General features: G+C 68.6%; 15 protein-coding genes, 3 tRNA genes and 1 pseudogene. 10 read left to right on the forward strand and 9 right to left on the reverse strand.

The genetic code is table 11. From position 1 onward, the window contains the following. Nucleotides 1-11 precede the first annotated feature (11 nt). From OG507_RS21595 to OG507_RS21610, 4 genes and pseudogenes are all read right to left on the reverse strand, one after another. Nucleotides 12-518: pseudogene (locus OG507_RS21595) on the reverse strand (response regulator transcription factor); the annotation flags it as partial. A gap of 229 nt (nucleotides 519-747) precedes the next feature. Beyond that, nucleotides 748-820, reverse strand: a tRNA-Gly gene (locus OG507_RS21600). Between the two features lie 98 nt (nucleotides 821-918). Then, nucleotides 919-990 (reverse strand) — tRNA-Gly (locus OG507_RS21605). Between the two features lie 199 nt (nucleotides 991-1,189). Continuing rightward, a complete protein-coding gene (locus OG507_RS21610; protein ID WP_327368840.1) occupies nucleotides 1,190-1,525 on the reverse strand; it encodes a histone-like nucleoid-structuring protein Lsr2 in 336 nt (111 codons plus the stop codon). Between the two features lie 382 nt (nucleotides 1,526-1,907). On the opposite strand from OG507_RS21610, the gene purS reads away from it, so the two are divergent. From purS to purM, 8 genes are all read left to right on the forward strand, one after another. Next, nucleotides 1,908-2,168 (forward strand): phosphoribosylformylglycinamidine synthase subunit PurS, encoded by a 261-nt coding sequence (purS, locus tag OG507_RS21615; protein WP_176729353.1) that lies wholly within the window; start codon nucleotides 1,908-1,910, stop codon nucleotides 2,166-2,168. After that, nucleotides 2,165-2,845: a phosphoribosylformylglycinamidine synthase subunit PurQ gene (gene purQ, locus OG507_RS21620; RefSeq protein ID WP_327368841.1), complete on the forward strand. Its 681-nt coding sequence runs from the start codon at nucleotides 2,165-2,167 to the stop codon at nucleotides 2,843-2,845. Before purS ends, purQ begins: the two co-directional genes overlap by 4 nt. Beyond that, complete coding sequence (gene purL / locus OG507_RS21625; RefSeq protein WP_327368842.1) at nucleotides 2,842-5,091, forward strand: phosphoribosylformylglycinamidine synthase subunit PurL; 2,250 nt, start codon at nucleotides 2,842-2,844, stop codon at nucleotides 5,089-5,091. The genes purQ and purL overlap by 4 nt, the downstream gene beginning before the upstream one ends. Before the next feature lie 387 nt (nucleotides 5,092-5,478). Then, the gene (locus tag OG507_RS21630; RefSeq protein ID WP_327368843.1) at nucleotides 5,479-6,117 is read left to right on the forward strand and encodes a TetR/AcrR family transcriptional regulator; all 639 of its coding nucleotides are present in this window, start codon (nucleotides 5,479-5,481) and stop codon (nucleotides 6,115-6,117) included. Nucleotides 6,118-6,146: 29 nt separating this feature from the next. Further along, nucleotides 6,147-6,947, forward strand: a complete 801-nt coding sequence (locus OG507_RS21635; RefSeq protein WP_327368844.1) for a maleylpyruvate isomerase family mycothiol-dependent enzyme — start codon at nucleotides 6,147-6,149, stop codon at nucleotides 6,945-6,947. A gap of 50 nt (nucleotides 6,948-6,997) precedes the next feature. Beyond that, on the forward strand, nucleotides 6,998-7,825 hold the full coding sequence (locus tag OG507_RS21640; RefSeq protein ID WP_327368845.1) for an META domain-containing protein: 828 nt from the start codon (nucleotides 6,998-7,000) through the stop codon (nucleotides 7,823-7,825). Between the two features lie 388 nt (nucleotides 7,826-8,213). Continuing rightward, nucleotides 8,214-9,740 carry an amidophosphoribosyltransferase gene (purF, locus tag OG507_RS21645; protein WP_327368846.1) on the forward strand — a complete coding sequence of 509 codons (1,527 nt, stop codon included), beginning with the start codon at nucleotides 8,214-8,216 and terminating at the stop codon, nucleotides 9,738-9,740. A gap of 60 nt (nucleotides 9,741-9,800) precedes the next feature. After that, complete coding sequence (purM, locus tag OG507_RS21650) at nucleotides 9,801-10,874, forward strand: phosphoribosylformylglycinamidine cyclo-ligase (protein WP_327368847.1); 1,074 nt, start codon at nucleotides 9,801-9,803, stop codon at nucleotides 10,872-10,874. A 266-nt stretch (nucleotides 10,875-11,140) separates the two neighbouring features. On the opposite strand, the gene OG507_RS21655 is transcribed toward purM, so the two are convergent. After that, a complete protein-coding gene (locus OG507_RS21655) occupies nucleotides 11,141-11,398 on the reverse strand; it encodes a DUF3073 domain-containing protein (RefSeq protein ID WP_030929682.1) in 258 nt (85 codons plus the stop codon). Between the two features lie 312 nt (nucleotides 11,399-11,710). After that, nucleotides 11,711-12,793, reverse strand: coding sequence for a Leu/Phe/Val dehydrogenase (locus OG507_RS21660; RefSeq protein WP_327368848.1), 1,083 nt, complete (start codon nucleotides 12,791-12,793; stop codon nucleotides 11,711-11,713). Between the two features lie 176 nt (nucleotides 12,794-12,969). On the opposite strand from OG507_RS21660, the gene OG507_RS21665 reads away from it, so the two are divergent. Together OG507_RS21665 and bldC are read left to right on the forward strand one after the other, a co-directional pair. Next, entirely contained in the window at nucleotides 12,970-13,815 is an 846-nt protein-coding gene (locus OG507_RS21665; RefSeq protein ID WP_327368849.1) for a hypothetical protein, read from the forward strand. A 523-nt stretch (nucleotides 13,816-14,338) separates the two neighbouring features. Then, complete coding sequence (gene bldC, locus OG507_RS21670) at nucleotides 14,339-14,545, forward strand: developmental transcriptional regulator BldC (RefSeq protein WP_003949541.1); 207 nt, start codon at nucleotides 14,339-14,341, stop codon at nucleotides 14,543-14,545. 555 nt (nucleotides 14,546-15,100) lie between these two features. Here the strand turns inward: bldC and OG507_RS21675 are convergent. The 3 genes from OG507_RS21675 to hrpA all read right to left on the reverse strand — a co-directional run bounded on the left by OG507_RS21675 (nucleotide 15,101) and on the right by hrpA (nucleotide 19,651). Then, complete coding sequence (locus OG507_RS21675) at nucleotides 15,101-15,367, reverse strand: DUF6274 family protein (RefSeq protein ID WP_327368850.1); 267 nt, start codon at nucleotides 15,365-15,367, stop codon at nucleotides 15,101-15,103. A gap of 137 nt (nucleotides 15,368-15,504) precedes the next feature. Then, nucleotides 15,505-15,579: transfer RNA gene (locus tag OG507_RS21680), tRNA-Asp, on the reverse strand. Nucleotides 15,580-15,715: 136 nt separating this feature from the next. Continuing rightward, nucleotides 15,716-19,651, reverse strand: coding sequence for an ATP-dependent RNA helicase HrpA (gene hrpA / locus OG507_RS21685; RefSeq protein ID WP_327368851.1), 3,936 nt, complete (start codon nucleotides 19,649-19,651; stop codon nucleotides 15,716-15,718). Between the last annotated feature and the right edge of the window lie 23 nt (nucleotides 19,652-19,674).

The raw sequence follows: 19,674 nt of genomic DNA on the forward strand, positions 1-19,674 counted from the left end.
CGCGAGGACCACTATACCCATCCGCGCTCGCGTCCGAGACGCACCACCCCACGACGTTTCTCCGCCCCGGACTTCGAGACGGCCACCGAGAGGTGGTTCCTTACGGTTCCCCGCGACAGCACGGCCCGCTCCGCGATCTGCGCGACCGGCGCCCCGTCCGCCGCAGGTTCCCGCACCTCGGCCTCGCGCGCGCTCAGCGGCGAGTCCCCGGCGAAGACCGCGTCGGTCGCCAACTCCGGGTCCACATAACGGTTTCCGGCGTGCGCGGTACGGATGATCCCGGTCGACCGCCGGGTGCCGGCGCTCTTCGGTACGAAGGCCCGCGTGCCCTTTGCGAGTGCCCGCTTCAGATGCCCGGACCGCCCGCGACCCGTCACGATCGTCGTCCGGCAGCCGGAGAGTTCGGTCCGCAGCGATGTGGCCACACTCACACCGCTGGCGCGCGGCATCTCCAGATCGAGGACCGCCACACCGGAGTGACGGGCCCGCACCATGGCCCACGCCTCCGGACCGGCCGCCCGCAACACGCACCGCGCTCACGAGTTCGGGCATCCGTACGGCCTCGGTGGCAGTCGGGCCGGGTGAGGGCCGCCGGCAATTCGACGGTGTGTGGCGTCCGCCACGACGCCGATCGCGCGGACGCCGGGAATGTCTTCGCTGGTCATGCCCGCAGATTTCCGCCGGATCGCTGCCGCGAATACGACGAAGGCCCTGGTCGATATCGACCAGGGCCTTCGAACGATCAAGAGCGGACGACGAGATTCGAACTCGCGACCCTCACCTTGGCAAGGTGATGCTCTACCAACTGAGCCACGTCCGCATTACTGCCGCTCATTGTACTCCCCTTGAGGAGATCCATCGGGCGGTGCGAGCACTACTCTACCCGAACCACCGGAGTGGCCGATAAGAGCGATGCAGAGCGGGTGACAGGAATTGCACACTGCGCCTTCCCCCTGGAAGGGGGATGTTCTGCTACTGAACTACACCCGCACGCTGCGTGGGGTTCGGCGTTTTCGGCCTTGCCCCTCGGCGTGCTCCAGACTTTAGCCGAACTGCAGGGGTGTAGCGCAAGTCGGTGGCTGCGGGGTGTCGCTGAGGCGTGCGCCGGGGCGTTCCCCGGCAGGCTCCGGCGACGGTCCGGCGCACTCCCCGGCGCACGCTCCGGGCGAGCCGCCCGCGTGCGGGCGGCTCAACTGGCTTCGCGGAACGCCTCGTAGACCTTCTTGGGGATCCGGCCGCGGGCCGGCACCTCCATCCGGTGGGAGCGGGCCCAGGCGCGCACGGCCGCCGGGTCGGGTTCGAGCGAGGTGTGCCGGTACGACACCGGCGCCCTGCCGCGCTTACCGGCATTTGTCTGCTTTCGGCCCGCCGCCACGTACGGCGCCAGGGCCTTGCGCAGTTTCTTTGCATTGGACGGATTGAGGTCGATCTCGTACGACTTCCCGTCCAGGGCGAAGGTGACCGTTTCCGCCGCTGCTCCCCCGTCGATGTCGTCGAAGAGCGAGACCACTACGCGCTGAGCCACGGATATCGGTCCTTTCCTACGGCGTCGGCGCGTCTGACATGCGCTGATGCCGGCCTTCCGGCTGTTAGGCGGATGCGAGCCGACCGGTGTCGACTGATTACGGGCAATGCTGCATTCCCTGGTAATCATTTGTACAGCGGTGGGTGCCGCATTGTGAAGCCCACCGATTTACCTCCGCGTGTCAGCCTTCTATGTGTGCTGCTGGTGAGGATTTTTTTTGCAGGACTTTCCCGATCTGTTGTCACGGCCGAAATCTGGGCGTGATCAAGGGTCCTCGATATCTACCCGCGTAGAATTTCTGGCCAGGTACGCTGAGGGGACCTGCGGGGGTCTGGGGAGCCCCCCGGAGAAACAGCCGCACCACACCAAACCGGGAGTGCCAGTGGCACGCGTCGTAGTCGACGTCATGCTCAAGCCCGAGATCCTCGACCCGCAGGGACAGGCGGTGCAGCGTGCACTGCCCCGTCTCGGCTTCGAGGGAATCGCGGACGTACGTCAGGGAAAGCGTTTCGAGCTGGAGGTCGAGGGGCCGGTCGACGACGCCGCCCTCAGCCGTATTCACGAGATGGCCGAGACATTCCTCGCCAACACCGTCATCGAGGACTTCACCGTGAAGGTGGAGAAGGCCGAGGAGTCGAAGTGACTGCTCGTATCGGAGTCGTCACCTTTCCCGGCACGCTCGACGACAAGGACAGCCTGAGGGCCGTACGGGTCGCGGGCGCCGAACCCGTGTCGCTGTGGCACCGCGACAAGGACCTGCACCAGGTCGACGCGGTCATCCTGGCGGGCGGCTTCTCCTACGGCGACTATCTGCGGGCCGGAGCCATCTCCCGCTTCTCGCCGGTGATGGAGACGATCATCGAACAGGCCAGGGCAGGCATGCCGGTCCTCGGTATCTGCAACGGCTTCCAGATCCTGACGGAGGCGCATCTGCTGCCCGGCGCGATGCTGCGGAACAACCACCTGCACTTCATCTGCCGCGACCAGAAGCTGCGTGTCGAGAACGCGGAGACGGCCTGGACCTCGGACTACTCCGCGGACCAGGAGATCTCCGTACCGCTCAAGAACATGGACGGGCGTTACGTCGCCGACGAGCGCGTGCTCGACGAGCTGGAGGCGGAGGGCCGTGTCGCCTTCCGCTACGTGGACATGAACCCCAACGGCTCGCTTCGCGACATCGCCGGCATCAGCAACGCCGCGGGCAATGTCGTCGGTCTGATGCCGCACCCGGAGCACGCCGTCGAGCCGCTGATCGGAACCGGCCGCACCGACGGCCTCGGTTTCTTCACCTCGATCATCAAGAAGCTGGTCAACGCATGAGCCTGGATACGGTCAAGCACGCGGCCGAGACCCCGGATACGGCGCAGCCCTGGAAGGAGCTCGGCCTCAAGGAGGACGAGTACGCCCGGATCCGCGAGATCCTGGGCCGCCGTCCCACCGGCGCCGAGCTCGCCATGTACTCCGTGATGTGGTCCGAGCACTGCTCGTACAAGAGCAGCAAGGTCCACCTCAAGCAGTTCGGCGAGAAGGTCCCCGCCAACGACGCGATGCTCGTCGGCATCGGCGAGAACGCCGGTGTGGTCGACGTCGGTCAGGGTTACGCGGTCACCTTCAAGGTCGAGTCGCACAACCACCCCTCGTACATCGAGCCCTACCAGGGCGCGGCGACCGGCGTCGGCGGCATCGTCCGCGACATCCTCGCCATGGGCGCCCGCCCGGTCGCGGTCGTCGACCCGCTGCGCTTCGGCGCGGCCGACCACCCCGACACCAAGCGCGTCCTGCCGGGCGTCGTCGCGGGCATCGGCGGTTACGGCAACTGCCTGGGTCTGCCGAACATCGGCGGCGAGGTCGTCTTCGACGCCTGCTACCAGGGCAACCCGCTCGTCAACGCCGGCTGCATCGGTGTGATGAAGCACGAGGACATCCACCTCGCCAAGGCCTCGGGCCCCGGCAACAAGGTGATCCTGTACGGCGCCCGCACCGGCGGCGACGGCATCGGCGGCGTCTCGGTCCTCGCCTCGGAGACCTTCGAGTCGACCGGCCCGGCGAAGCGTCCGGCCGTCCAGGTCGGCGACCCGTTCCAGGAGAAGCTCCTGATCGAGTGCACCCTGGAGATCTTCGGCGAGAAGCTCGTCGCCGGCATCCAGGACCTCGGCGGTGCGGGCCTTTCCTGTGCCACCTCCGAGCTGGCCTCCGCAGGCTCCGGCGGTATGCGCGTCGAGCTGGACACCGTTCCGCTGCGCGACTCCTCCCTCTCGCCCGAGGAAATCCTCATGAGCGAGTCGCAGGAGCGCATGTGCGCGATCGTCGAGCCGCAGCACGTCGAGCGGTTCCTGGAGATCTGCGAGAAGTGGGACGTCATCGCCACCGTCATCGGTGAGGTGACCGAGGGCTCCCAGCTGGAGATCTTCTGGCACGGCGAGCAGATCGTCGACGTGCCGCCGCGGTCCGTCGCCCACGAGGGTCCGACGTACCACCGCCCGTTCGCCCGGCCGTCCTGGCAGGACGCGCTGCAGGCCGACGACGCGGGCAAGCTCGCCCGTCCGGCGAACGGCGCCGAGCTGCGCGAGCAGGTGCTCAAGCTGGTCGCCTCGCCGAACCAGGCGTCGAAGGCGTGGATCACGGACCAGTACGACCGGTTCGTGCAGGGCAACACCGTCCTCGCGATGCCCGAGGACGCGGGTATGGTCCGGATCGACGAGAAGTCGAACCTGGGCGTGGCCATGGCGACCGACGGCAACGGCCGGTACGCGAAGCTCGACCCGTACACCGGTGCGCAGCTCGCGCTGGCGGAGTCGTACCGCAATGTCGCCGCCTCCGGCGCCAAGCCGCTCGCGATCTCGGACTGCCTGAACTTCGGTTCGCCCGAGGACCCGGACGTCATGTGGCAGTTCGCCGAGGCCACCCGTGGTCTCGCGGACGGCTGCCTGGAGCTGGGCACCCCGGTCACCGGCGGCAATGTGTCGCTGTACAACCAGACCGGTGAGACGGCGATCCACCCGACGCCGGTCGTGGCCGTGCTCGGTGTGATCGACGATGTCACCCGGCGTACGCCGGTCGCCTTCAAGGAAGAGGGCCAGCTCCTCTACCTGCTGGGCGACACGCGCGAGGAGTTCGGCGGCTCGGCCTGGTCCGAGGTCATCCACGGCCACCTGGGCGGCATGCCGCCCAAGGTCGACCTGGGCCGCGAGAAGCTGCTCGGCGAGATCCTGATCTCGGCCTCCCGCGACGGCATGATCGATGCGGCGCACGACCTCTCCGACGGCGGTCTGATCCAGGCGGTCACCGAGTCCTGCCTGCGCGGCGGGAAGGGTGCCCGTCTCGTCGTGCCGGACGGTCTGGACGCGTTCACCTTCCTCTTCTCCGAGTCGGCGGGGCGCGCGGTCGTCTCCGTTCCGCGCAGCGAGGAGCTCCGCTTCAACGACATGTGCGGGGCGCGGGGTCTGCCCGTCACCCGTATCGGTGTCGTGGACGGCGAGGAGATCGAGATCCAGGGCGAGTTCAGCATTCCGCTGAGCGAGCTGCGCACGGCGCACGAGGAGACCATTCCGGGTCTGCTCGCCTGACGCCGATCCTGTCCGAGGACGGCCCCGCCCGGTTGACGGGCGGGGCCGTTCACGTTTTGTCCCGGCGGTCGGTGGTTCCGGATCTCCGGGAATTCGGCCCGTACGCGCAGGTGGGCGCATTTTCGGCCCGAAGAATTCCGTTCACCGGTGGCGTGGCGCTTTCGGCGAATGGGCGGGCAATTCACACGGCCACCGGTGCGTTCGTCGAGGGCGAGGGCGCCCGTGCCCAGTGCGCTGCCGAGGGTCTGGAAGAACCGGACGCCGGTGGTTGCCACGCCCAACTGGTGGGCCGGGGCGGTGTCCTGGAAAGGCACCACCATGGACCAGAAAAGTATATCGAGTCAAGAATTAATCTGAGATCAATGTTCATCCTGGTACAGTGACGCCATGACTGAGGGGATGAGCCTGCGCGAGCGCAAGAAGCTCCAGACGCGGCACCGTCTGCTGACCGCGGCCACCGAGCTCTTCGCCGAGCGCGGCTTCGACAAGGTCTCGGTCGCCGAGATCGCCGAGGCGGCCGAGGTGTCGAAGATGACTGTCTTCAACTACTTCGCCGGCAAGGAGGACTTGGTCCTCGCACCCATGGAGGAGCACGTCGGGGATGTCGCGCGGGTGGTACGGGAACGGGCCTTCGGCGAGTCGGCGGCGTCCGCCGTGCGGCATCAGTTCCTGGCCGCCATCGAGGCCCGCGACCCCTCCGTCGGGATGAGCGACGCCCCCCTGGTCCTCGGACTGCGCCGGCTGATCCAGGAGACCCCGGCGCTGCTCATCCGGGCTCACGCGTTCTCCTTGCGCTCCTTGGATCTGCTCGCCGAGGTCCTGGTCGAGGAGGGGGAGGAGCCGTCTCTCGCCCGGATCGCATCCGCTCAGCTCATCGCCACCCGCAACGCTCTCATCGTCGCGAACCAGTTGCGGCTGCTGGCCGGGGAGTCGGCGGACAGGGTCGCGCCGGATGCCGTCGCACTCGCCGAGCGCGGCTTCGACCTGCTCGACAAGGGCCTCGGCGGCTTCGCGACCCGCCCCTGACTCGCCGGAAGGCCCTAGGCTCCTTGACCATGCCGCCGTCCCAGAAACGAGCCCGCCGCTACGACCCGGTCAAGACCCGGACCGCGGTCCTGGCGCAGTTCGCCCATGTCCGGGAAGCCGTTCGCGCCCTGACGCCCGAACAGCTCGCGCTGCCGACCCGGCTCGGGGACTGGACCGTGCGCGAGCTGGCCGCCCATCTGACCATGGGGCTCTCGCACGTGACGCAAAATCTGGAGCTGCCCGAACCCGCCTCGCCGAAGCCCGAGCTGACGCTGCTCGAATGGCCCTTCTCCACCGCGGACCGGGCCGCGCGCATCGCCGACGACACCAAGGCGCTAGCCGCTGACCATCCGGATCTGGACGCGCTGTACGGGGAGGTCGCCGCGCGGTTCGAGGAGCTGGTGCCCGGCGCCCCCGAGGAACGGCTGCTGCCGACCCGGGCCGGTGCGATGCGGCTGGCCGACTTCCTGGTCACCCGTACCGTCGAACTCGTCGTGCACACCGACGACCTGAACGAGGCGGCCGGCCTCGGCATCCCGTACGACCGCCAGGCGCTCGCAGCCTGCACCCGGCTGCTCGCCGACGCCCTCGCGGAGAAGGCGCCGGGCGGCTCGGTCGAGGTGCGCGTACCGCCGTTCGCCGTCGTCCAGTGCGTCCAGGGCCCCAAGCACACCCGAGGCACGCCGCCCAATGTCGTCGAGACCGATCCGCTCACCTGGATCCGGCTCGCCACCGGGCGTACGGAGTGGGCGCGGGCGCTCGACGAGGCGAAGGTCAGCGCCAGCGGCGAGCGCGCCGACCTCGCCGCGCTGCTGCCCCTGATGGGGTGACCTGACGGGGCGAGGGGGAACCGGACGATCGCCCGCCCCGTCCCAGGGCCATGCGGACACAACGTACGGCCGTCGGAGTCCTGGCTCTCCTCACCCTCGCCGCCTGCGGTACGGAAGCGGGAGGCGGGGGCGAATCCGGTTCCGGTTCCGGTTCCGGCGGCGGTGCCGTACGGACTGGGTCGCCCGTCACCGGTGTCCGCTGGGACGTCGACTCGGTGACGGTCGGCGGGAAGCGCACCGCGGCCCTGCCCGGCGCCCATGTCGAGATCGACTCCAAGGGCCGGGCCTCGGGAAGCTACGGCTGCAACCACTTCACCGCCGATGCCCGTATCGACGGCGGGACGATCACCGTCGGTACGGGCACGAGCACCGCAATGGCCTGCCAGAAGGACGCACAGCACTTCGAGGCGGCCATGTCCGGAGTGCTCAGCGGCGAGCTGAGCGCCGCCGTGGCGAACAAGACCCTCACCCTGACCGCGAAGAACGGCGACTCCCTCGCCCTCACGGCGCAGCCGCCCGCCCCGCTCACCGGCACCACCTGGACCGTCACCACCCTGGTCTCCGGCACGGTCGCCTCGTCCCCGCCCGCGGGGACGCGGGAGACGGCGCGGCTGAGTTTCGACGAGGACGGCTCCGTACAGGGAAACCTCGGCTGCAACGCGTTCCGCGGCACCGCGACGGTCTCCGGCTCCACCATCACCTTCGGCCGGATCGTCGGCACCAAGATGATGTGCCGGGCCCCCCGGATGAAGCTGGAGCGCGAACTGCTCGCGGTCCTGGACGGCCGGACGACGTACCGCATCGATCACCGCACCCTGACCCTCACCGCGGCGAACGGCAGGGGCCTCGGCGCATCGGCCACCGCGGCAACAAGCTGACTCACACCCGACGCCGCATCGAACACCTCACCACCCGAGCCCCGAGAAGCCGCATACCGGGCTCTCCGGTGTGAGGCTCACCACGAAACGGACGTTCGGCCGGACTCCGTACCGGGGAGTCGGTCACCTCACCGAGCGCCACAATCCGGGCCTTGGAGCCCCCGTGCCCCGCGTGGCCGAAACCAGCCGGTAACCGGCCGCTGGTCCGGGCCGTCAACGCCCTGTGGCCGGTCCGCGCCCGCTCCCGCACCCCGCCCCAACCCGGAATCCATCACTCCGAGTGATCACCCGAAGTGCCTCCCGAACCGCCCCCGGAGGCGCTTTCCCAATGCTCCGGCCCGGTGTCCCGAATTCGGACCAGTGGTCGATCTCGCCTACACTCGGTGGTGTGCCTCGTGGTGATGGACGACTCAACCACGACCTGCTCCCCGGAGAGAAAGGCCCCCAGGACGCTTGCGGCGTCTTCGGTGTCTGGGCTCCGGGCGAAGAGGTCGCCAAGCTCACCTATTTCGGACTGTATGCCCTGCAGCACCGTGGACAGGAGTCCGCGGGCATCGCAGTGAGCAACGGGTCCCAGATCCTGGTCTTCAAGGACATGGGACTGGTCTCGCAGGTCTTCGACGAAACGTCCCTGGGATCCCTCCAGGGCCATATCGCGGTCGGTCATGCCCGCTACTCCACCACCGGTGCCTCGGTGTGGGAGAACGCGCAGCCGACGTTCCGTGCGACCGCGCACGGCTCGATCGCCCTGGGTCACAACGGCAACCTGGTCAATACGGCCCAGCTCGCCGAGATGGTCGCCGACCTTCCCCGCAAGGACGGCCGCGCCACCCAGGTCGCCGCGACCAACGACACCGATCTGGTGACCGCGCTGCTCGCCGGCCAGACCGGTGACGACGACAAGCCGCTCACCATCGAGGAAGCCGCCGCCAAGGTGCTCCCCGAGGTGAAGGGCGCCTTCTCGCTCGTCTTCATGGACGAGCACACCCTTTACGCCGCCCGTGACCCGCAGGGCATCCGCCCGCTGGTTCTCGGCCGTCTGGAACGCGGCTGGGTGGTGGCCTCCGAGTCCGCCGCCCTCGACATCTGCGGTGCCAGCTTCGTCCGCGAGATCGAGCCGGGCGAGCTCGTCGCCATCGACGAGAACGGCCTGCGCACCTCGCGCTTCGCGGAAGCGAAGCCCAAGGGCTGTGTCTTCGAGTACGTCTATCTCGCCCGCCCCGACACCGACATCGCCGGGCGCAACGTCTACCTCTCCCGCGTGGAGATGGGCCGCAAGCTGGCCGCCGAGGCCCCGGTCGAGGCCGATCTGGTCATAGCGACCCCGGAGTCCGGCACCCCCGCCGCCATCGGTTACGCGGAGGCCAGCGGTATCCCGTTCGGCGCCGGTCTGGTCAAGAACGCCTACGTCGGCCGGACCTTCATCCAGCCGTCCCAGACCATTCGCCAGCTGGGCATCCGCCTCAAGCTGAACCCGCTCAAGGAAGTCATCAAGGGCAAGCGCCTGGTGGTCGTCGACGACTCGATCGTCCGCGGCAACACCCAGCGCGCACTGGTCCGGATGCTCCGCGAGGCAGGCGCCGCCGAGATCCACATCCGGATCTCGTCCCCGCCGGTGAAGTGGCCCTGCTTCTTCGGCATCGACTTCGCGACCCGCGCCGAGCTGATCGCCAACGGCATGTCCGTCGACGAGATCTGCACGTCGATGGGGGCCGACTCGCTCGCGTACATCTCGCTCGACGCGATGGTCGAGGCGACGACGATCGCCAAGCCGAACCTGTGCCGCGCCTGCTTCGACGGTGAGTACCCGATGGAGCTGCCGGACCCGGAGCTGCTCGGCAAGCAGCTGCTGGAGACCGAGCTGGCGGCAGGCCCCGCGGCGACCGCCGCGGCCGACGCACTGCGTCGTCCGTGACGGTCCAGCCATACACCTCCGGCCACCAGCCCCGTACTTCCACACGAAAGATCCCAGGCAATGTCTGAGACAACAGGTGCTTCCTACGCGGCAGCGGGCGTCGACATCGAGGCCGGCGACCGCGCCGTAGAGCTGATGAAGGAGTGGGTGAAGAAGACGCAGCGCCCCGAGGTCGCGGGCCTCGGCGGCCTCGGCGGTTTCGCCGGCCTCTTCGACGCCTCGGCCCTCAAGCGTTACGAGCGTCCGCTGCTCGCCTCGGCCACCGACGGCGTCGGCACCAAGGTCGACCTCGCCCGCAAGATGGGCGTGTACGACACCATCGGCCACGACCTCGTCGGCATGGTCGTCGACGACCTGGTCGTCTGCGGCGCCGAGCCGCTCTTCATGACCGACTACATCTGCGTCGGCAAGGTGCACCCCGAGCGTGTCGCCGCCATCGTGAAGGGCATCGCCGAGGGCTGTGTCCTCGCCGGCTGCGCCCTGGTCGGCGGCGAGACCGCCGAGCACCCGGGTCTCCTGGGTCCGGACGACTTCGATGTCGCGGGCGCCGGTACGGGCGTGGTCGAGGCCGACCGTCTGCTGGGCGCGGAACGTATCCGTAAGGGTGACGCCGTGATCGCCATGGCATCGTCCGGTCTTCACTCCAACGGGTACTCGCTTGTCCGGCACGTGGTCTTCGACCGCGCCGGCTGGGCGCTGGACCGCGAGGTCGAGGAGTTCGGCCGGACGCTCGGCGAAGAGCTCCTGGAGCCCACCAGGATCTACTCGCTGGACTGCCTGGCCCTCACCCGTACGACCGAGGTGCACGGCTTCAGCCACGTCACCGGCGGCGGCCTGGCCAACAACCTGGCCCGGGTCATCCCGGACGGACTGCACGCCAGGGTCGACCGCTCCACCTGGACGCCCGGCGCGGTCTTCGACCTGGTCGGCAAGGCCGGTCAGGTCGAGCAGCTGGAGCTGGAGAAGACGCTGAACATGGGCGTCGGCATGATCGCGATCGTCCCGGCCGAGTCCGTGGACGCGGCCCTGACGACGCTGGCCGACCGCGGGGTCGACTCCTGGGTCGCAGGCGAGATCGTCGAGCGCGGCGCGCACGCCTCGGGCGCGGAGCTGGTGGGCGGCTACGCGCGCTAGTGCGCTGCGGAGGGGTGACGACCGGGTCCGCCCGGTCGCCGCGCCGTCCTCGGACGCCGGGCGGGCTCGATGCGCGGAGAGAATGCGCCTCGAAGTGCCGGGAGACGCCGGTGGCGCACCGAGCGATGCCGATGATGCACCGGGCGATGCCAGCGCCGTCAGTCGCCCGTCGGGCACCGGAAACGCCTCGTCGGATGGACCGGATCGGGGTAGCACAGAACCCGGTCCGGGGCAGGCCCGGACCGGGTTGATGTGTCAGCGCGAGGTCAAGCGCCGCGGCGCTGTGACGACGGACCGGACTGGTCGTCCTCGTCCTCGTCCTCGTCGTCGTTGTACAGATCCGCGTACTGTGCGTACGGGTCATCTTCCTCGTCGTCGTCCTCGAACGGCTCTGCGTTCGGTGGTTGACTCGAAGGCGATGCGCCCAGCTCATTGGCCAGACGCGACAGGTCAGTCCCGCCGCTGCTGTACTTCAGCTGGCGGGCGACCTTTGTCTGCTTGGCCTTTGCCCGGCCGCGCCCCATGGCTCGACCCCCTCGGTGACGGGGCTCGACGGCCCCAGAGTCTTGACACGCGTTCATGTTTCGGGACGGACTCTCGACAGAGAGACCGTGCCCGTAGGGCTTTAACGGTACCTGCTTCCGCGGCCATACGGTACGCCGCCCGCATCACGTGCCCCGGAAGAAGACCGGCGAGAAGCCCCGTCCTCGCTGGTCAACTGCGATTTTAACCTCTTCTTGGCATGCGACCCGCCGACCGGCGTGAGTCTTGTCTCGCCGGTCGGCGGGTCGGCAGGCAGGAAGAGGTGAGGACGCCGGGTGATGCCCCGGCGACCGTCAGCTACGGCACGCTTCGGACATGCGCTGTTCGGCGATCCGGTCGGCCGCGGCGGCCGGCGGAATGCCGTCGTCCTTCGCACGTGCGAATATGGCGAGCGTGGTGTCGAAGATCTTCGACGCCTTCGCCTTGCACCGGTCGAAGTCGAAGCCGTGCAGCTCGTCGGCGACCTGGATGACACCGCCCGCGTTCACCACGTAGTCGGGTGCGTACAGGATCGAACGGTCCGCGAGGTCCTTCTCGACGCCCGGGTGCGCCAGCTGGTTGTTGGCCGCGCCACACACCACCTTCGCCGTGAGCACCGGAACAGTGTCGTCGTTCAGCGCGCCGCCGAGCGCGCACGGGGCGTAGATGTCGAGACCCTCGGTACGGATCAGCGCCGCGGTGTCCGCGGCGACGGCGATCTCGGGGTGCCGGTCGGTGATGCGGCGGACGGAATCCTCGCGCACGTCCGTGATCACGACCTCCGCGCCGTCCGAGAGCAGATGCTCGACGAGGTGGTGCCCGACCTTGCCGACTCCGGCGACCCCCACTTTTCGGCCACGCAGCGTCGGGTCGCCCCACAGGTGCTGGGCCGAGGCCCGCATGCCCTGGAAGACACCGAACGCGGTGAGGACCGAGGAGTCACCGGCGCCGCCGTGCTCCGGGGAGCGGCCGGTGGTCCAGCGGCACTCGCGGGCGACGACGTCCATGTCGGCGACGTAGGTGCCGACGTCGCAGGCGGTCACGTAACGCCCGCCGAGCGAGGCCACGAACCGGCCGTAGGCCAGCAGCAGTTCCTCGGTCTTGATCTTCTCGGGGTCACCGATGATCACGGCCTTGCCGCCGCCGTGGTCGAGACCGGCCATGGCGTTCTTGTACGACATACCGCGCGACAGGTTCAGGGCGTCCGCGACGGCCTCCTCCTCGGAGGCGTACGGATAGAAGCGGGTGCCGCCGAGGGCCGGGCCCAGAGCGGTGGAGTGAATGGCGATGACGGCCTTGAGGCCGCTGGCACGGTCCTGGCAGAGCACGACTTGCTCGTGGCCCCCCTGATCCGAGTGGAACAGGGTGTGCAGGACGCCGTCGGTCACATCGGTCACTGTGGTGACTCCCAAGTACGAAGCGGCGGAGGACCCTCCTGAAGGTGGGGAGGGCCGCGGACCTGCCGGCACGGCCGGTCCGACTGGGCAAGAGCGTAAGTCCTACGCGGACGTAGATCTGTTCCAGTGCCGAGGATCACCCCCCGGCGGAGTACGGGCATGACACGATTTGCTGCATGTCGGTGGTGTCTTCAGTGCTCGTCCCTTACGCGTCCTACCTTCGGGTGTACGAGCCGCTGGCCGCCTTCCCGGAGCCCGAACGCGGCCACTGGGCCCGATACGCCGGGCGCTCCCGCATCCCCACGGCCCAGGACGAACTGCGCCGTTCGCTCGCCGACTTGGTGGCCACTCCGCCGGTCGGCGTGCCGGCGCACGAGAGCGGCGACGCGTTCGTGGCCGAGTTGGACGGCGTGGTGTGCGTCTGCCCGTGGCGGACCAGGCTGCGCGGCTGGCTGGCGCTGGACGAGCTGATGGAGATGTTCCCCGGCCCGGTGCTGGACGCGGTGCTGCCGCCGGTGGTGCGCGGACAGGCGGTCGCGGACCACGAGCGGTGGGCGGAGCACAATCCGGACGCGCGGCCCTGGATCCTCACCTCGGTGTGGCAGGTTCCGGTGCGCTGGTTCGTGCTCTTCTCCGACGAGGAGCGGGAGTACGCGCAGGCGGGCGAGGACGGCCGGGCGCCCGTGCTGCGCTACCGGACGCCGATGGTGCAGGCCCGGCGCCGGCTGGCCCGGGCGCTGAAGACGCTGCGCGAGACCGTGGACGAGGGGCCGCTGACCGAGGGGCTCGTGGACGTGGGGCGCTGGCTGGAGGAGTTCCATCCGCGCGCACTGGTCGAGCTGGACTATGCCGGGCTGGTGCACGCCCTGCCGGCGGAGCAGCTCGCGGGTGACCGTTCGGCCGCCGATGTGGCCGAGGGCATCGCGGCGCTGCAGGCCGGTGACGCCGAAGGGGCGAGTGAGGCGTACGGGCGGCTGGCGGAGCGCTGGCGGGCGGTAAGGGATCGTCAATTCGCGAACTGACGAGACCTCATCCGCGTCTGAACCTGTGACCCTTGTGACACGTGGGGATGAAGGGACGGAACCGTACCTCAGTGGTCCTAGGACCTACGTCCCGAACCGGGCCTTTGCCTCAAGCGTGACGGATAGCACTAACTGCGCCCTTGCGCCCTTCCCTACTCCTCGTGCCAAAATAGGACAAGGAGTCCGGGGAGGGCTTCATCCGTCCAAGTATGGGCGGATTACTCGGTATTGCACTCTATGGGGGGTCTGATGACTCCTGATCGCTCTGTGACTGATCGTCACGATGGTGTGACTGTCCGCTATGGCATGGTCCATCGGCTTCCGTCGCTGATGAACACCTGGGAGGGCAATTCCATCGGTTTGGCCGACGTGGCTGGACGGATGGTGTAGTTGTAGTGCCGAGGACAAGCCGTTCGTCCTATAACCGACTCGGCCCGCGTCCGCCATTTCGGGCAACGTGGGTCAAGGTGCAGAATTTAGAGGAAAGAACCGAGATGGTTCGGTTCTCCCGAGGAGGCCGCTCATGACCGCTCGCACCCCTGATGCCGAGCCGCTGCTGACCCCGGCTGAGGTTGCCACGATGTTCCGCGTGGACCCGAAGACGGTTACCCGCTGGGCCAAGGCGGGCAAGCTCACGTCCATCCGCACGCTCGGTGGACATCGCCGGTACCGCGAGGCAGAGGTCCGCGCACTGCTTGCGGGTATTCCGCAGCAGCGCAGCGAGGCCTGACACACCCCCTGTCGCCGCGCCACAACAGGGCTTCCGGGTCCCCCAACCCGTACAGGCCCACCCATAGCTCCACATGACGGGCGCCCGCCCCAACGGGCGCCATACCTGTGCAATACGGGTGCGTCGTTCGATCGCGCTGGACTCCGCCGGGTCCAGCGCGATCTTTTTTGTGCTCTCACGACCTCGGGGTCCTGCCCGCCCACGCCTCTCAAGGCTGCCAGAAGCTGCACAGGGCCGTATATGGGCGCCGCTGGAAACCGGCCGTCCGGTCGGCTCCGTTCGGCTTCGGGCGGGCGCCGTGCGGGCTTGCGCGACTCTGTGCGGGACTGTTCCCGGCCGCCCCGGGGAGGCCGGAACGGGGCGGTTCGGAGGGTCCCGCGGTGCTCCGCGTCGCTGCCCTCCGAGTGGTGCAATTGCACATATTAAATTCGCCAGTTGTAGGAAGGGAGTAAAGCCACCCCTTCTCAAAACTCATTCGGTGACTCCCGTCACACTGCACGAGTCTTGCCAAGTGCGAGCCTGCCACCTTCGAGAAGCGGAATATCGCGCCATTGGTCACCCGGGTGAAGGGCTTTCGTCCCGGGCCCCCCGGCCTTCCCGGGGGCCATTCGGGGGGCTGCTCCCGGGGTCGTCGTCGCTTTCCGGGCACAGCACCGTCTGCTCGGAGGGGAATGCGGCCTGGGAGGCCGTCACGGGCTCCATGGCGAGCCGCAGGAGCCGGTGGCAGATCGGACAGTGGTGAGTGAGATGGCGATAGCCGGAAGCGGCGGCCAGATGAGCGCGCAGGAGCGCGCGGGTCTCGTGCCCAGTGGACGCCGCCATACGCGCCACCTCCCGGTGGACCGCCGCCCCACACCGGGAAACAGGGGCGGCCCCTGGTTTCTGAGTACTCGTTGGCAGTTGCCGGAGTCAAGACACGCGAAAGCCCGGATCCTTGAGGATCCGGGCTTTCGTTACTGCGGTCCTGACGGGATTTGAACCCGCGGCCTCCACCTTGACAGGGTGGCGAGCACTCCAAACTGCTCCACAGGACCAGGTTTTCGCTGCTGCCTCGCGGCTGGCTGCGAAGACAGACTCTACAGCAGGTCAGAGGGTCCGGTCGACCTCACCGAAGGTGGTGGTCCCGTTACGCCTCCGACCGGGGCCGTTACGTCTCCGGGCAGGGCCGTCTCACGGGGCCGCCGCGTCGATCGCCTTCACGATCCGCTTGTCGGAGACGGGGTAGGCCGTCCCCAGGGCGTGTGCGAAATAGCTGACCCGCAGCTCCTCGATCATCCAGCGGATGTCCAGGACCTCCTGAGGAACGGGCCTGCCCTGCGGCATCTGTTCGAGCAGCCAGGCGTACTCGTCCTGCATCTCGTGGACCTTGTCCATGCGCGTGGTGTCCCGCTGGACGGCCGTGGGCATCTGCTGGAGTCGGCGGTCCACGGCGACCAGATAGCGCATCAGGTCGGGCAGCCTGCGCAGCCCGGTCTTCGTGACGAAGCCCGGCGGCACGAGGGCCGCGAGCTGGTCCCGCGCATCGGTGACGTTGTTGACCAGGACCAGGCTGCTGGTGGCCTTCAGCCGCCGCTCGCAGGCCTGCCAGGCGGCCAGCACCTGCTGGACCTGCTTGACCGTGTGCTCGGTCAGGGCGACGAGGTCGGTGCGCACCTTGTCGTACAGCTTCCGGAACGACTCCTCGTCCCAGGCCGGGCCGCCGTGCGCGCCGATCAGCCGGTCGGCGGCCGCCGTCGCGCAGTCCTCGAAGAGCGCCTGGATGGAGCCGTGCGGATTGCGGGACAGGGCCAGCTTCTGCTGATTCGTCAGCTTGTCCGAGGCGAACTTCGCCGGGTTCACCGGCACGTTCAGCATGATCAGCTTCCGGGTGCCGAGCCACATCGCCTGCTGCTGCTCGACCTCGGTGTCGAAGAGACGTACGGCCACGGTCTCGCCCTGGTCGACGAGCGCCGGGTACGCCTTGACCGGCTGGCCGGCCCGACGGGTCTCGAAGACCCGGTTCAGGGTGCCGATCGTCCAGTCCGTGAGGCCGGACCGCTCGATGGACTCGCCTGACGGGCCCGCGGTGGCCGCAGCGGCCTTGGAGAGGGCCTGGCGGGCCTTGGGGCGCAGCTGGAGCTTCAGCGCCTCCAGGTCCTTGTCCTCGGCCACCTTGCGGCGCCGCTCGTCGACGATCCGGAACGTGATCTTCAGGTGGTCGGGGATGCGGTCCAGGTAGAAGTCGTCGGCGGAGACCGGGACGCCGACCATGCGCTGGAGCTCACGCGCGAGCGTGACCGGCAGTGGCTCCTGCAGCGGCACGGCCCGGTCCAGGAACTTGTCCGCGTAGTTCGGCGCGGGGACGTAGTGCCGGCGGATCGGCTTGGGCAGCGAGCGGATCAGCTCGGTGACCACTTCCTCGCGCAGGCCCGGGATCTGCCAGTCGAAGCCCTCGGCGGTGACCTGGTTGAGCACCTGGAGCGGGACGTGGACGGTCACACCGTCGGCGTCCGCGCCCGGCTCGAACTGGTACGTCACCTTGAACTTGAGCTTCCCCTGCCGCCAGGAGTCCGGGTAGTCGTCCTTGGTGACGGCCCCGGCCTTCTCGTTGATGAGCATCGAACGCTCGAAGTCCAGCGCGTCAGGCTCGTCGCGGCGCTTTTGCTTCCACCAGGAGTCGAAGTGCGCCCCGGAGACCACGTGCTCGGGGATGCGCTGGTCATAGAAGTCGAAGAGCGTCTCGTCGTCCACGAGGATGTCGCGGCGCCGGGCGCGGTGCTCAAGCTCCTCGACCTCGCCGAGGAGCTTGCGGTTGTCGTGGAAGAACTGGTGGTGCGTCCGCCAGTCGCCCTCGACCAGGGCATTGCGGATGAACAGATCGCGGGAGGTCTCGGCGTCGATCCGGCCGAAATTGATCTTGCGCTGGGCGATGATCGGCACCCCGTAGAGCGTGACCCGCTCGTACGCCATCACCGCCGCCTGGTCCTTCTCCCAGTGCGGCTCGCTGTAGGTGCGCTTCAGCAGATGCTGGGCCAGCGGCTCGATCCACTCCGGCTCGACCCTGGCGTTGACCCGTGCCCACAGCCGGGACGTCTCGACCAGCTCGGCCGACATCACGAACCGCGGCTGCTTCTTGAAGAGCGCCGATCCGGGGAAGATCGCGAACTTGGCGCTGCGGGCCCCCAGGTACTCGTTCTTCTCGGTGTCCTTCAGCCCGATGTGCGACAGCAGCCCGGCCAGCAGCGAGGTGTGCACCGACTGCTCGGGCGCGTCCTCCTCGTTCAGCTGGATGCCCATCTGCTTGGCGACCGTGCGCAGCTGCGTATAGATGTCCTGCCATTCGCGGATGCGCAGGAAGTTCAGATACTCCTGCTTGCACATCCGGCGGAAGCTGGACGAGCCGCGCTCCTTCTGCTGCTCACGGACGTACCGCCACAGATTCAGGAACGCCAGGAAGTCCGATGTCTCGTCCTTGAAGCGGGCGTGCTGCTGATCGGCCTGCGTCTGCTTCTCCGAGGGCCGCTCGCGCGGGTCCTGGATGGAGAGCGCGGCGGCGATCACCATGACCTCGCGGGCACAGCCGTTGCGCTCGGCCTCGATGACCATGCGGGCCAGGCGCGGGTCGACGGGCAGCTGCGAGAGCTTCCGGCCGAGCTCGGTGAGCCGCTGCCCCTTCTTCCCCTCCTGGGGGGACTTCTCCTCCAGATCCAGCGCGCCCAGCTCCTGGAGGAGCTGGATGCCGTCCCGGATGTTGCGGTGGTCCGGCGGATCGATGAAGGGGAACTTCTCGATGTCGCCGAGGCCGGCCGCGGTCATCTGGAGGATGACGGAGGCGAGGTTCGTACGGAGGATCTCGGGGTCGGTGAACTCCGGACGGGTCAGGAAGTCGTCCTCGGAGTACAGCCGGATGCAGATGCCGTCCGACGTACGGCCGCAGCGGCCCTTGCGCTGGTTGGCGCTGGCCTGCGAGATCCGTTCGATCGGCAGCCGCTGGACCTTGGTGCGGTGGCTGTAGCGGGAGATCCGGGCATTGCCCGGGTCGATCACGTACTTGATGCCGGGGACGGTCAGCGAGGTCTCGGCGACGTTCGTCGCCAGAACGATCCTCCGGCCCGTATGGCGCTGGAAGACACGGTGCTGCTCGGCGTGCGACAGGCGCGCGTAGAGGGGGAGCACCTCGGTGTGGCGGAGATTCTTCTTGTTCAGCGCGTCCGCGGTGTCGCGGATCTCGCGCTCGCCGGAGAGGAAGACCAGGACATCGCCGGGCCCCTCCGCCTGGAGCTCGTCGACGGCGTCGCAGATCGCCGTGATCTGGTCGCGGTCGGAGTCGTCCCCCTCCTCTTCGAGGAGGGGGCGGTAACGCACCTCGACCGGGTACGTACGCCCGCTGACCTCGACGATCGGCGCCTTGCCGAAGTGGCGTGCGAACCGCTCGGGGTCGATCGTCGCCGAGGTGATGACGACCTTCAGATCCGGGCGCTTGGGCAGCAGCCTGGCCAGATAGCCGAGCAGGAAGTCGATGTTCAGCGACCGCTCGTGGGCCTCGTCGATGATGATCGTGTCGTACGCGCGCAGCTCGCGGTCCGTCTGGATCTCGGCGAGCAGGATGCCGTCCGTCATCAGCTTGACGAACGTCGCGTCGGGGTTCACCTGGTCGGTGAAGCGGACCTTCCAGCCGACCGCCTCGCCCAGCGGCGTCTTCAGCTCCTCCGCGACGCGCTCGGCGACCGTACGGGCCGCGATCCGGCGCGGCTGGGTGTGCCCGATCATGCCCCGGACACCGCGCCCCAGCTCCATGCAGATCTTCGGGATCTGCGTGGTCTTGCCGGAGCCGGTCTCCCCGGCGACGATCACGACCTGGTGGTCGCGTATCGCCTCCAGGATCTCGTCCTTCTTCTGGCTGACCGGGAGCTGTTCCGGGTACGACACGGCGGGCACCCGCCCGGCACGCAGCGCGAGCCGCTCGGAAGCCCTTCCTGCCTCGGTGGCGATCTCGTCCAGCACGGACTGCCGGGCCTCGGGCTTGCGGATGCGGCGCGCCCCTTCGAGACGACGGCCGAGCCGGTGCGCGTCGCGGAGCGAGAGCTGTCCGAGCAGGGACTGGAGATCAGCGAAGGAAGTAGACATACGGAGCCCAGGATCTCACCCGG

It is taken from the genome of Streptomyces sp. NBC_01217 (assembly GCF_035994185.1).
GTDB lineage: Bacteria > Actinomycetota > Actinomycetes > Streptomycetales > Streptomycetaceae > Streptomyces.

Coding starts and splice junctions, on each gene's coding strand:
- purL (WP_327368842.1), top strand. CDS start 2,842: ATGAGCCTGGATACGGTCAAGCACGCGGCCGAGACCCCGGATACGGCG.
- OG507_RS21630 (WP_327368843.1), top strand. CDS start 5,479: ATGACTGAGGGGATGAGCCTGCGCGAGCGCAAGAAGCTCCAGACGCGG.
- OG507_RS21635 (WP_327368844.1), top strand. CDS start 6,147: ATGCCGCCGTCCCAGAAACGAGCCCGCCGCTACGACCCGGTCAAGACC.
- OG507_RS21640 (WP_327368845.1), top strand. CDS start 6,998: ATGCGGACACAACGTACGGCCGTCGGAGTCCTGGCTCTCCTCACCCTC.
- purM (WP_327368847.1), top strand. CDS start 9,801: ATGTCTGAGACAACAGGTGCTTCCTACGCGGCAGCGGGCGTCGACATC.
- OG507_RS21655 (WP_030929682.1), bottom strand. CDS start 11,398: ATGGGGCGCGGCCGGGCAAAGGCCAAGCAGACAAAGGTCGCCCGCCAG.
- OG507_RS21665 (WP_327368849.1), top strand. CDS start 12,970: ATGTCGGTGGTGTCTTCAGTGCTCGTCCCTTACGCGTCCTACCTTCGG.
- bldC (WP_003949541.1), top strand. CDS start 14,339: ATGACCGCTCGCACCCCTGATGCCGAGCCGCTGCTGACCCCGGCTGAG.
- OG507_RS21675 (WP_327368850.1), bottom strand. CDS start 15,367: ATGGCGGCGTCCACTGGGCACGAGACCCGCGCGCTCCTGCGCGCTCAT.
- hrpA (WP_327368851.1), bottom strand. CDS start 19,651: ATGTCTACTTCCTTCGCTGATCTCCAGTCCCTGCTCGGACAGCTCTCG.